This is a genomic window from Streptomyces fungicidicus (assembly GCF_003665435.1).
GTDB lineage: Bacteria > Actinomycetota > Actinomycetes > Streptomycetales > Streptomycetaceae > Streptomyces > Streptomyces fungicidicus.
Genome location: NZ_CP023407.1, coordinates 5,167,130 through 5,179,527, shown reverse-complemented (window position 1 = coordinate 5,179,527; position 12,398 = coordinate 5,167,130). Strand labels below are relative to the sequence as shown.

General features: G+C 72.2%; 12 protein-coding genes. 2 read left to right on the top strand and 10 right to left on the bottom strand.

The features are described from left to right. Positions 1-9: 9 nt before the first annotated feature. The 10 genes from CNQ36_RS23790 to CNQ36_RS23745 form a co-directional block, all read right to left on the bottom strand. Positions 10-1,380: a bifunctional albaflavenone monooxygenase/terpene synthase gene (locus CNQ36_RS23790; protein ID WP_121547470.1), complete on the bottom strand. Its 1,371-nt coding sequence runs from the start codon at positions 1,378-1,380 to the stop codon at positions 10-12. Further along, positions 1,377-2,462 carry an epi-isozizaene synthase gene (gene cyc1 / locus CNQ36_RS23785; RefSeq protein ID WP_121548570.1) on the bottom strand — a complete coding sequence of 362 codons (1,086 nt, stop codon included), beginning with the start codon at positions 2,460-2,462 and terminating at the stop codon, positions 1,377-1,379. Before cyc1 ends, CNQ36_RS23790 begins: the two co-directional genes overlap by 4 nt. Positions 2,463-2,691: 229 nt before the next feature. Continuing rightward, a complete protein-coding gene (gene def / locus CNQ36_RS23780) occupies positions 2,692-3,342 on the bottom strand; it encodes a peptide deformylase (protein ID WP_121547469.1) in 651 nt (216 codons plus the stop codon). 113 nt (positions 3,343-3,455) lie between these two features. Then, positions 3,456-4,436, bottom strand: a complete 981-nt coding sequence (locus CNQ36_RS23775; RefSeq protein WP_004925883.1) for a tetratricopeptide repeat protein — start codon at positions 4,434-4,436, stop codon at positions 3,456-3,458. Between the two features lie 102 nt (positions 4,437-4,538). Continuing rightward, positions 4,539-5,840, bottom strand: coding sequence for an HD-GYP domain-containing protein (locus tag CNQ36_RS23770; protein WP_206278496.1), 1,302 nt, complete (start codon positions 5,838-5,840; stop codon positions 4,539-4,541). After that, complete coding sequence (locus tag CNQ36_RS23765; RefSeq protein WP_121547468.1) at positions 5,837-7,234, bottom strand: HD-GYP domain-containing protein; 1,398 nt, start codon at positions 7,232-7,234, stop codon at positions 5,837-5,839. Before CNQ36_RS23765 ends, CNQ36_RS23770 begins: the two co-directional genes overlap by 4 nt. 136 nt (positions 7,235-7,370) lie before the next feature. Continuing rightward, complete coding sequence (gene rsrA / locus CNQ36_RS23760) at positions 7,371-7,682, bottom strand: mycothiol system anti-sigma-R factor (RefSeq protein ID WP_004925896.1); 312 nt, start codon at positions 7,680-7,682, stop codon at positions 7,371-7,373. Further along, positions 7,679-8,365 (bottom strand): RNA polymerase sigma factor SigR, encoded by a 687-nt coding sequence (sigR, locus tag CNQ36_RS23755; protein ID WP_040906162.1) that lies wholly within the window; start codon positions 8,363-8,365, stop codon positions 7,679-7,681. The genes rsrA and sigR overlap by 4 nt, the downstream gene beginning before the upstream one ends. Positions 8,366-8,674: 309 nt before the next feature. After that, positions 8,675-9,334, bottom strand: coding sequence for an alpha/beta hydrolase family protein (locus CNQ36_RS23750; protein WP_004925898.1), 660 nt, complete (start codon positions 9,332-9,334; stop codon positions 8,675-8,677). A gap of 1 nt (position 9,335) precedes the next feature. Next, the gene (locus tag CNQ36_RS23745; RefSeq protein WP_004925900.1) at positions 9,336-10,151 is read right to left on the bottom strand and encodes an SOS response-associated peptidase; all 816 of its coding nucleotides are present in this window, start codon (positions 10,149-10,151) and stop codon (positions 9,336-9,338) included. 60 nt (positions 10,152-10,211) lie between these two features. Between CNQ36_RS23745 and CNQ36_RS23740 the strand changes: the two genes are divergently transcribed. Both CNQ36_RS23740 and aroA read left to right on the top strand, forming a co-directional pair. Further along, positions 10,212-10,937, top strand: a complete 726-nt coding sequence (locus tag CNQ36_RS23740) for a M50 family metallopeptidase (protein WP_121547467.1) — start codon at positions 10,212-10,214, stop codon at positions 10,935-10,937. Between the two features lie 135 nt (positions 10,938-11,072). After that, positions 11,073-12,389 carry a 3-phosphoshikimate 1-carboxyvinyltransferase gene (aroA, locus tag CNQ36_RS23735; RefSeq protein WP_004925906.1) on the top strand — a complete coding sequence of 439 codons (1,317 nt, stop codon included), beginning with the start codon at positions 11,073-11,075 and terminating at the stop codon, positions 12,387-12,389. Positions 12,390-12,398 lie beyond the last annotated feature (9 nt).

The following is a 12,398-nucleotide window of genomic DNA, read 5'->3' as shown; positions in this document are numbered from 1 at the left end:
CGCGGAGGGTCAGCGGGGCAGCGCCCGCAGCATCAGCCGGCGCGGCCGGAGCGTGATGCCGATCCGGGGGCGGGCATCGGAACCGGACACCTGCTCGAAGCGGTAGGCGGAGGCGACCACGGCGGTGAGCAGGGTGAGCTCGGCCATCGAGAAGTGGTCGCTGGGGCATTTGCGGTTGCCCACGCTGAACGGGCTCATCGCGTACTTGGGCACGTCCTTGACCCGCTCCGGGAGCCAGCGGTCGGGGTCGAACTCCTCGTGCCGCCCGTACGACCGGTGGTCGCGCTGGACCGCGTAGGGGCTGTAGATGAGGTCGGCCCCCCGGGGAATGCGGTAGCCGCCGAGTTCCGTTTCGGTCACCGCACGGCGCGTCAATATCCAGACGGCCGGATACAACCGCAGGGTCTCCGTGACGACATTCGCGGTGTACGTCAGCTTTCGGACGTCGTCGAATGCCACCGGCCGGTCGCCCACGACCGTTTCCACCTCGTCGCGGATCTTGCCGCCGAGTTCCGGGTGCTCGGCGAGAACCAGGAGAAGCGACATGATCGTGGCCCCGATGGTTTCGCTGCCGGGGGTGATTATGGCGATGACCTGATCATGGATCTCCTGTTCCCCGATGGGCTCGCCATTCTCGTCCTTCGCCTCCAGCAAAGCCGTCAGCAAATCGTCCGGCTTTTGACCGCTCGCTCGTCGGTCGGCGACGATCTCGTCGACCAGGAGGTGCAAATCGGCCAGCGCCCGGTTGAATTCCCGGTTGGCCGGGAGCGGCACCTTGTAGAGCGGTCCGAGAGGCACCACCATGCGCTGGTACATGCCGCTGAACAGCGTGGCGAGGTCGGCGCAGATGCGTTCGGTCCTGGCGTCCATGTAGCTGCCGCGCATGAGGCAGCGGGTGGCGACCCGGACGGCCACCCGGAAGGACTCCGCCGTGACGTCCAGCACCCGGCCGGAACGCCAGCGCTCCACGAGCGCGTACGCCTCCTCCGTCATGATCGGCCCGTAGGCGGGGATCGCCTCCAGCTTGAAGGCGGGCTGGATGGTGCGCCGCTGACGCCGGTGCAGCGGACCGTTGGCGGTGGCCACGCCCTCCTTCCCGAGCAGGCTCTCGAGGGACTCCCACAGGGGGCCGGCGATGATGTAGTCGGGGCTCAGCGCCACCGCACCGGTGAGGGCGGGGGTGGTGACGGCGTACACCGTCTTCGGTCCGAGCCTCAGCCGCACGACGTCGCCGTCGTCGCGCAGCCGGGACATGAAGGCCAGTGGATCGCGGACGAGTTTCCAGCCGTGGCCCAGGAGGGGGACGCCCCCGCCGGCCAGGGGCGGCTCGCGCAGCACGGGCGCCCCGGGCGTCTCGGGCCTCACCGACTCGGTGGTCATGACTCACCTGCCGCTTCGTTGTCGACGTACGGGGGCGTGGACCGGTCGTCCCAGCTGTCCACCCGGTACCGGCCGGACTCGTGGTGGAACCAGTAGACGGAACTGAACCAGTTCCGCATGTTGCCGACGCAGGCGCGCACGGCGGCACTCGTCTCCTTTCCTCCGACAGTGCCGTCGTCCAAGCTGTCGGCGAGGCGCAGGACGTCCTTCTCCACGTCCAGGAATTCGCTGATGCATTCCTCGACGCGACGCCTCACCTCCACGATCGCCTCTTCGAGAGTCAATTTCTCGTGTGCGATGAGGCTGATTCCGAGATTGTGCACCTCGCTGCCCGCCAGTTCTTTCGGCAGAGAGCACAGGTCGTTGTACCAGGCGGCGAATTCCTGACTGAGCAGCGCCGCCCTGCGATAAGCCGGGTTCTTTCTCACTCCGTCCGGCAGTTCGGTCCCCGCGCTCGGTTCCAGGAGATCGGTCCAGATCCAGTGCGCGAAGGTGAGACGGCGCAGTTCCAGGTATTCCTCGACGGTGGGGACGATGCCCTCCGTGCGGTTGTGGAATTCCCGGTCGTACGCCTCGATCACCCGGTGGAAGTGCCGCGCGAACCGGGCGTTCCAGGTGCTCGGCAGGAAGGCGTACAGCCTCCGCACGCTGTCCGCGAGGCCGGCGACCACCGGATCCTCGTGGTCCAGGTGGCCGACGGGGCTGTCGAGGGCTCCGTGCAGCCGGTCCTTCAGCCGCAGCCAGGCGGCGTGGCGGCCGTGCACGATGTCGCGGTCGTGCCGGTCGTCCCAGACGAAGAACCACGCGCTGTAGTCCGCTATCGCCTGCAGGACCTCGTCGGGGGCGCCAATGTAGTAGCCCGCCATAAGGTCGGTGTAGCACAGGCCGTCGGCATATTCCGCCACCTTGTCCGCCGGCATCAGCCGCTTTTCGAGCAGCCACGCCCGGGTCTTGCCCTGAAGCTTCGGCCAATACGGGTGGAGTCGCCGGGGAAAAGCCGCCTCGATCGCCGGGAGAGACAGCGCCGGTGGAACTGCGATGGTGGTCGGTGTCGATGTGGTGCCGTGTGACAAAGCATGCACGAACAAACCCCTCTCTGCCGCCAGTTGGCGCGCCCACCCCCGAGCCGGGCGCACGCCGTGCGTATCCCACACCCCCATTCAGCACCACAACTGACCGTTCTGGGAACGGATTTGCTTCTTTCACTACCTCTGGAGGCAGACAGACGAACGGCGTCCGATCGAAGAAGTGCTCGATCGGACGCCGTTCGTGCGAAGGCGGAGGGGGGTCCGGCGGACCTCCGGGGGCCGGTCAGCCGTTGGCCACCACGGGGTAGCGCGGCTCGTTCTCGGCCATCTGCCGCAGCGCGTCCTTGCGCTCCCGCTTGGACAGCCGGTCGATGTAGAGGTAGCCGTAGAGGTGGTCGGTCTCGTGCTGCAAACACCGGGCGAAGTAGCCGGTGCCGCGTACCCGGACCGGGTTGCCCTGCTCGTCCCGGCCGGTCACCTCGGCGTAGTCGGGGCGGGCCAGCGGCATGTACGCGGTGGGCACCGACAGACAGCCCTCGTTGCTGTCGTCCAGCCGGCGCTTCTCGGCGGGCAGTTCGACCAGCTCCGGGTTGCAGATCACACCGACGTGCCGCACACCCTCGTCGTCCGGGCAGTCGTAGACGAAGACCTTCTTGTCCACGCCGATCTGGTTGGCGGCCAGGCCCACGCCCTCGGCGGTGCGCTGGCTGGCGAACATGTCGGCGACCAGCTGCTGGAGTTCCTCGCCGAAGTCCGTCACGTCCTGGCACTCCTGGTGCAGCACCGGGTTGCCGACCACGGTGATCGGGCGCGAGGTGCCGCGCTCCCGCCACGCCGTCTCGCGCTCCTCGCAGCCCTCCGTGTCGATGACGTACCCCTCGCCGTCGACGGGGAGCACGCCCGCGTGCTGCTGATCGGTGTCCTGCTGAGCCATGACCGACGTGTGCCTTCCTGAATGAAACCGGGGTTGCGACCTGACAAGAGTACGGTGAGTCGCCCCCTCGGGAGCGCGGGACCGCGTCTCAGCCGGGAGCGCGGGGCCGTGCCTCAGCAGACCTCTTCAAGATCCCGCCAGTCCCGCGAGTCCGGGCTGTCCGCGACCCACCCGTCGAGCAGCCCCCGGACCAGGGAAGCGGGCGCGGCCACGCCGCACTCCCGCTCCGGCACCCACAGCTGCCCGTCCGTCCGGTGCCCGAGCGGGCCGGGATGCCCCGGCTCGCTGTGGTCGTGCGGGTCCAGATGCTCGCCCTCGCCCTCGTCGGACGGCATCCGGGACTCCGAGCACATCCGGCACAGCAGCCGTACGGAGGACGACCAGTCCTCGGCGGCGAACCCCGCGTCGGAGGCCAGCTGCTCCAGGGCGTCCCGGTCTGCCTCGGTCGCGGCCTCCAGCAGCACCACCCAGGTGGGCACCGGCGAGGGCGCCCACAACTCGATCTCGTCGAACACCGGGTAGGTGTGCCCGGCGGCGGTGCTCCGCTCCCCGTGCGGCACGCCGTCGTGCAGGACGACCTCGCCCCAGCGGCGCCCGGAGGACGGCAGCGGGATGGACAGCACCTCGATCCGGGCGGGGTCCAGCCTCCTCCCCCAGACGACCTCGGCCTCCCCCTCCGGGGACAGCCGTACGGCCGCGCTGCCCAGCTCCATGCCGAGGGGCTCGCCGGAGTCGGTGGCCGGTCCGGGCACCTTGAGCCCGTAGGCCTGCCAGGCCCGCCGGGCCAGCGGCCAGTCCTGCAGGGCGGTGGCGGCGATCCCGACGTTCCACCAGTCGGGAGCCCCGGTGTCGCGGTCGAGCAGGGCCACGGCGCGCAGGCCGGCCGCCCGCGCCTGCTCCCAGTCGTGCCGGAACTTGTGCAGCAGCGCCAGGTTGAACCAGGACTCCGACAGCCAGGGTTCCAGATCGGCGGCCCTGGTCAGGAGCGCGCCCGCGTCCTCGTACCGGCCGTCGCCGATCAGCGTGAACGCGCGGTCCGTGGCCTGCCGCCAGGAGGCGGAGGGCCGGTTCCGTCCCTTGCCGAAGATCCTCACGATTCCCGCCTGCCAGTTCCGTCGGTGGGCTGGCCGTACCTGTCCGCGCCCCCGTACACCCTCTCCTTCGCATCCAACCACGTACGGCCATGAGGGCGCTCATTACCCATGGGTTACCCAGCCTCGGGCAGGGTCAGACAGTCCCGTTCGCGGCTCCCGCCACGCTCGGCCTCCGTGTTCACGCGTCCCCTCCGTGTTCCGTGACAGGACCCGGGCCAGCGCCTCGACCACCTCCGGCGCGTACTCGCCGGCGGTGCCCAGGCGCAGTTCCTCCAACGCGGTCAGCGGCCCGCCGGGCCCTCCTTCCCGGGACTTCTCCTCATACGCGTTGACCACCCGGACGATACGTGCGGCGAGCGGCTGCTCCCGGTGCGGGTCGGCCTGGCGTTCGACGATCGCCGCCACGCGCGGGTCCACCCCGGTCTGGCGCACCACGGCGCCGCCGAGCAGCGCGATCCGCCGCTGTTCGGCGGCCGGCAGGACGGCGGTGGCGCCCGCGGGGACCGGGTCGACGAGGCTGAGCTGGCCGATGTCGTGCATGAGGGCGGCGTACTCGAGCACGGTCAGCTCGGGCTCGGTCAGCCCGAGGTCGCGGCCCACCGCCTGGCCGAGGGCGGCGACCCGGTGGGCGTGCCCGGCCGGGGTGTATCCGGCGATCTCGGTGGCCCGCGCCAGGGAGGCGATGGTCTGCCGGTAGGTGGCGCGGACCGCCTCGTACCGGCGGTAGGACAGCTGTGCGAGCAGCAGGGGCACGGAGAAGACGGGCAGCGCCCACAGCCCGACGACCGCGACGCCGAGGGCCGTCACCGCGCCGGTGGCGATGACGGCGGCGCCGATGCCGGGCAGGGCCCGCAGTTCGTCGCGGAGCGCCGGCAGGAAGGGCCATCCGGTGCGGGAGTGGGCCAGCGCGGCGGCGAGCACGGCGTCGCAGAGCGCGGTGAGGGAGAGCAGCGCGAGCAGCAGCAGCGCGTGGGCGGACCCGCTCCAGCCGTCGAAGGCGCCCTGGCTGTACAGGGGCTGGAAGCACACGGCGACGAAGCCGACGGTGAGCACCCGGCGGGCCGACGGGTCGAGGGCGGGGCCGGCGCCGCGCACGACGTGCGGCACGCTGCCGAGCAGGGACGCGGCGAGCACCACGGTGACGACCTGGGCGGCCCCGTGGTGCGTGGGCCGCCCCGCGGCCTCGCCGAGCAGCGCGTAGGCCAGCGAGCCCGCGGCGGCGAGCGGCGCGGCCTCCCTGATCCGGGTCCCGCTGCGGCGGGTGAGCTCGCCGACGGCGACGAGCACCCCGAAGGCGAGGGCGGCGCCGCGTTCCTCGACGCCGCTGTACAGGGTGGCGCCCAGGCAGCCGGCGGCCAGGACGGCGGCGCACAGGAGCACCACGGTGTGCAGCCGGGGCCTCACCGTCGCGCCCCGGGCCGGTCGGTGACGGGTCCGGCGGGCTCCGTCACGGCGGCGGGCGGCCGGTGGCCGTCGGCGTCCGGCCGCACGTCGTCGGCGGTCACCGCGGGACGCCAGCCGGACCGTCCGATCGCGCGGACCAGCGCGGCCACCATCCGCGGGTCGAAGTGGGCTCCCGCGCACCGCCGGAGTTCCTCCAGCGCCACGGGCACGGGCCGCGCCCTGCTGTAGGAGCGGGTGGAGGTCATCGCGTCGAAGGCGTCGGCCACCGCGACGACCCTTGCGGACTCCGGGATCTGACTGCCCGCCAGCCCGTAGGGGTAGCCGCTGCCGTCCAGCCGTTCGTGGTGGTGCAGCACCGCCGCGCGGGCCTCGCCGAGGAAGGAGATGCCCCGCACCATCTCGTGCCCGTACTCGGGGTGCAGTTCGATCACCCGGCGCTCCTCGGGGGTCAGCGGACCGTTCTTGGTGAGCAGCCGGGTGGGCACGCCGAGTTTGCCGACGTCGTGCAGGATGCCCGCGAAGCGCAGCACCTCGACCCGGTCGTCGTCGAGACCGAGCTCCCGCGCGATCATCATGGACGCCTGTCCGACGCGTTCGCTGTGCCCGCGGGTGTAGCCGTCCTTGATGTCGACGGCCTGGACGAGCGCGCGGATCGTCGCCTGGTGGGCGGCCCGCTCCCGGTGGTACTGGGCGAACGCCCACCAGGACACGCCCATCGGCAGCAGCACCAGCAGCGCGGCCACCGGGCCGTACGGGCTGCGCCAGAGCAGGGCCATCATGAGGCCGGCGAGGCCGTGCACGGTGAGGGGTACCAGCGACCGGAGGAACAGCTGCCACCAGGCGGCGGTGGCCGACGTCCGCCCGCCGCGCGGGAGCACGCCTGCCGTGAGCGCCAGGATGCCGCCGTCCAGCAGGGTGAGCACCAGGCAGAACACCAGCACCGCGGCCCCGGCCGTGCCGAGCGCGCCGGGGACGTCGCAGTCCGCGACCGCCTCCCGGCCGCCCACCGCCAGGTGGACCCGGCTCGCGGCCCACACCGCGAGCACCAGCCGGCCGGTCCGCCAGAGCCGGCGCACCAGGTACGGGCGCTGCTCCACGGGCAGCGGCAGCGCCCCGGCCAGCGCGACCAGCGCCGCGCCGGACGGGGGGAGGAGGAAGGCCCCGGCGAGCAGGACGGGGTAGGAGGCTCCGCCCGGGTGCGGGGTGGCGACCGGACGCGACCGGGCCAGGCGCTCGCAGCCGGCGTACAGCGCGGCGAGCGGGACGACCGGCCACCAGGGGACCCCGGTGGCCGGGGAGGACGACAGGAGGCCCGGTGGCGGGACCAGACAGACCAGGGCCGTCAGGGTGACACAGACGACGTAGACGCGAGCCCGTGCCGGTAACGCCTCCATGAGCCCCTCCCCCGCCCGTGCCCGCCGTGCCGCACACCAGGCTCCGGAGCCTAGGACGGGGGGAGGTGCCTCCACGGGCCGATAACCCGCGGATTAGCACGTTCGAGTGACACTGAGGCCGGGGAACGGCGAGGTGTCAGGACTCCTGCGGTGTGGCCGGGGAGGCCGTGACGTCCTGGTCGGGCACGGCCTGCCCGGAGCGGATCAGATCGATCCGGCCCATCACCTTGGAGCGCAGGTCGCCGGGCACGTCGTCCTGCCCGCAGCACCGCTTGACCAGCTTCTTCACCGCCTGCTCGAGCCCGTACTTCTCCAGGCAGGGCGAGCATTCCTCGAAGTGGTGCTCGAACTTCACGCAGTCCGAATCCGGCATCTCGCGGTCGAGGAACTCGTAGAGGTGATCGAGGATCTCACCGCAATCGGTTTCGTGCGGCTCTCCGCAGCTCATGACCCCGAGCCTTTCGCTTCGTTCGACTCTCCGGCGCCGGCCGGGACCAGTCCGCGCTCGCGGGCGTAGTCCTCCAGCATGTTGCGCAGCTGACGGCGCCCCCGGTGCAGACGGGACATCACCGTGCCGATGGGTGTCCCCATGATGTCGGCGATCTCCTTGTACGCAAAGCCCTCGACGTCCGCGAGATACACCGCGATGCGGAACTCCTCCGGGATCGCCTGGAGGGCTTCCTTGACGTCCGAGTCGGGCAGGTGGTCCAGCGCCTGCGACTCCGCGGAGCGCAGACCGGTGGACATGTGCGACTCGGCACGCGCGAGCTGCCAGTCCTCGATCTCCTCGGCCGCGCTGCGCTGGGGCTCGCGCTGCTTCTTGCGGTAGGAGTTGATGAACGTGTTGGTGAGGATCCGGTACAGCCACGCCTTGAGGTTGGTGCCTTCGCGGAACTGGTGGAAGGACGCGTACGCCTTGGCGTAGGTCTCCTGGACCAGGTCCTCCGCGTCGGCCGGGTTGCGCGTCATGCGCAGCGCGGCCGAGTACATCTGGTCGAGGAACTCGAGCGCGTCCCGCTCGAAGCGCGCGCTGCGCTCCGCGGTCGACTCCGTGCCCGTGCCGCCCCGGCCCTCGGGCTGCTCCGCCTGGCCGTGTTCGGTCCCTGCGTCGGTACCGGGAACCGGACCCACCTCCTCCAGTGTTGTCGTGCGACCGTGACCGGTCCCACCCGAATCGGAGGATAGACGACGATCCGGTCCGCCCGCCGCCCGAACAGGGGCGGTCGTGGCCGCGTGCAGCACCGTCCAGTCGAGGTCGGCGCGGGCGCCGCGGGTCGAATCAGACACTGCCGGGCGCAGCCCGTCCACGAAATGGGGGCGGGAGGCGGGTGGGCAGGTGGTCGAACCCATGGGGCGGACTTCCTCTCCTACGACGGCCATGCCGTTCACCGGCACATACGTCCCTCCCAACAGCGGGAGCCGCCCGGGCATTCCCGGGCCTCAGCCGAGCGTGCCGGTCCACCGCACGACGGCGGCGGTGACGACGGAAACGGCCTCCTCCTGTGTGATGTCCGCCCGTTTGGGGACGGCGAAGCCGTGATCGCCGTGCGGCACCTCGACCAGTTCGTAGTCGCCCTCCGGGAACTCCCCGGGCCTGCCGAACGGGTCGTTGCCGCCCTGCACGACGAGCGTGGGCACCCCGGCGCCGAGCAGTTCGTCCGCGCGGGACTTCTCCGGCCGGCCCGGCGGGTGCAGCGGGAAGCTCAGGGCGAGCACCGCGCGGGCGCCGAGTTCCGTGGCGGTGCGGCAGGCGACGCGGGCTCCGGCGCTGCGCCCTCCCGAGACCACCGGCAGGCCCGGCTCCGCCAGGGCGGGCCAGATGCCGCGCCAGCCGGTGTCCAGGGTCTTCGGGGCGGGTGCCACCTTCTTGCCCGCCACCCGCCAGGGCTGCTCGACGAGGGCGACGGTCACGCCGTGCGCGGGCAGCCCGGCGGCGAGCGCCCTGAGGTCCCGGGCCTCGATGCCGCCGCCCGCGCCGTGGCTCACCGCGAGGACTAGGCGGGCCCGCCCTCGCGCGCGGTGCCAGGTGATGCGGGCGGGGCCGGCCTCCGTGGCGACGGTCTCGGTCGTGTCCGGGGCGTGAGTGGTGTGGGGGGTCACGTCAGAAGAGTGTGCCCTCTTCCGGCGCGGCCAGCTCCTTCAGCAGCTCCGGACCGTTGTTGCGGACGTTGCTGACCGCCGTGCCGACCGGGTAGGCGCGCATCAGCCCGGAGGGCGGCGGGGCGAGCAGTTCGCGCAGTTCGCCGACGTCGGTGCGGGCGGGGTCCAGCCAGGCGTCCCAGCGGTCCGGGGTGAGCATCAGCGGCATCCGCGGGTGGATCTCGGCGAGCGCGTGCGGTCCGTCCGCCGGGGAGACGGCGAGCGGGTCGCTCTCCGCCTCGGTGGTGATGACGGAGCACGTCACCCACCACGCCTGGGGGTGGTCGTCCGGCAGCGTCCTGTCCCGCCAGAACTCGTAGAGCCCGGCCATGGCGAACACCGAGCCGTCGGCGGGCGTCACGAAGTACGGCTGCTTGCGGGGCCGCTTCTTCCTGCCCTCGACCTCCAGGTCCCGCTCCTCCTTGCCGGTGACCCACTCGTAGTAGCCGTCGGCGGGCAGGATGCAGCGCCGGGAGGAGAAGGCCCGGCGGTAGGACGGCTTCTCGTGGACGGTCTCCGCGCGGGCGTTGATCATCCGGGCGCCGCCCTCGGGCGTCTTGGACCAGGAGGGCACCAGACCCCACTTCAGCTTGCGCAGCTGCCGAACCGGGCGCGGGTCCGCCACGTCCTTGAGGACACGGTCGAGTACGGCGAGGACCTCCTTGGTCGGCGCCACGTTGTAGTCGGGCTCCAGGGTCTCTTCCGGCTCCCACTTCTCGATCCCGAAGATTCCCGCGAGATCCTCGGGCCTGCGACTCGCTGCATACCGTCCGCACATACGTGCAACACTGCCAGACTCCGCACGCGCAGAGGGAGCAATCGGAAGCACATGGAAAGCATGGTCAGCACCGTCGCCGCCGCCTCACTCGCCTCCCTCTGGGACGAGGTCTCCGGCACCCAGCCCGACCCCGACACCTGGGTGGTGTTCGCCACTCTGGCCGCCGCGGCCGCCGTCGTGGTGCCGCAGGGGCTGTGGCGGCTCTCCCGCAACGCCGTCACCATCGCCCACGAGGGCGGGCACGGTCTGGTGGCGCTGCTCACCGGCCGCACGCTGACGGGGATACGCCTGCACTCGGACACCAGCGGCCTGACCGTCAGCCGCGGCAAACCGCACGGCATCGGCATGATCCTCACCGCCGCCGCCGGCTACACCGCGCCCCCGCTGCTGGGCCTGGGCGGCGCCGCGCTGCTCGGCGCGGGCCGCATCACGCTGCTGCTGTGGCTGGCCACGGCGCTCCTCGTGGCGATGCTGGTGATGATCCGCAACGCCTACGGGGCGATGTCGGTGCTCGTCACCGGCGGCACGTTCGTGCTGGTGTCGTGGCTGGCCGGACCCCAGGTGCAGGCGGCGTTCGCGTACGCCGTGGTGTGGTTCCTGCTCCTGGGCGGGGTGCGTCCGGCCTTCGAGCTGCAGGCCAAGCGCTCCCGCGGCGGGGCGGGCGACTCCGACGCGGACCAGCTGTCGAGGCTGACGCACGTACCGGCGGGCCTGTGGCTGTTCCTGTTCCACGCGGTGTCCCTGTGTGCGCTGCTGGGCGGCGGCAGGTGGCTGCTGGGCCTGTGAGCACCCCCGGCCGGGGCACTCCGCAAAGCGCGGGGCCGTGCCGGTGCCCGGCTGCGCCGCGCGGGCACGACCAGCCGGAACGGACCCGCGGCCGACAGCCGGTCCGCACAGCCCCCTCCTTATAGAGTGGGCCCCATGGCCCGAAACCCCGCAGACACCGCCCTCTGGCCCGCCCCGCACGCGAGCGGAGCCGTCGACGCGACGGTCCACGTGCCCGGGTCCAAGTCGGTCACCAACCGCGCTCTCGTCCTCGCCGCCCTCGCCTCTGAGCCGGGCTGGCTGCGCCGCCCGCTGCGCTCCCGCGACACCCTGCTGATGGCGGGCGCGCTGCGCGCGATGGGCGTCGAGATCGAGGAGGGCGTGGGCCCCGACGGCACCGGCGAGGCCTGGCGGGTGCTCCCCACGGGCCTGCACGGCCCGGCCACCGTCGACGTCGGAAACGCCGGCACGGTGATGCGGTTCCTGCCCCCGGTCGCCACGCTGGCCGACGGCCCCGTCCGCTTCGACGGCGACCCGCGTTCCTACGAGCGTCCGCTGAACGGCGTCATCGACGCGCTGCGCCGGCTGGGCGCCCGCATCGACGACGAGGAGCGGGGCGCGCTGCCGATGACCGTGCACGGCGGGGGCGCCCTCGACGGCGGCACCGTGGAGGTCGACGCGTCCTCGTCCTCGCAGTTCGTCAGCGCGCTGCTGCTGTCCGCGCCGCGCTTCAACCAGGGCGTCGAGGTCCGCCACACCGGCGCGACGCTGCCGTCCATGCCGCACATCCGGATGACCGTCGACATGCTCCGCGCGGTGGGCGCCCAGGTCGACACCCCCGAGTCGGGCGGCGAGCCGAACGTCTGGCGGGTCACCCCGGGCGCCCTGCTGGGCCGGGACCTGACCGTCGAGCCCGACCTGTCCAACGCCCAGCCGTTCCTGGCGGCCGCGCTGGTGACCGGCGGCAGGGTCGTCGTCCCGGACTGGCCGGCCCACACCACCCAGCCCGGCGACCGGCTGCGGGAGATCTTCACCGAGATGGGCGGTTCCTGCGAGCTGACCGAGTCGGGACTCGTGTTCACCGGCTCCGGCTCGATCCACGGCGTCGACGTGGACCTCGGCGAGGTCGGCGAGCTCACGCCGGGCATCGCGGCCGTCGCGGCGCTCGCGGACTCCCCGTCCACCCTGCGGGGCGTGGCCCATCTGCGGCTGCACGAAACGGACCGGCTCGCCGCGCTGACCAAGGAGATCAACGAACTGGGCGGCGACGTCACCGAGACCGCGGACGGTCTGCACATCCGCCCGCGCCGACTGCACGGCGGGATCTTCCACACCTACGAGGACCACCGCATGGCCACCGCGGGCGCGATCATCGGCCTCGCGGTCGAGGGCGTGCAGATCGAGAACGTGGCGACCACGGCGAAGACCCTGCCGGACTTCCCCGATCTGTGGACCGGGATGCTCGGGGCGTAGGGGTTCACG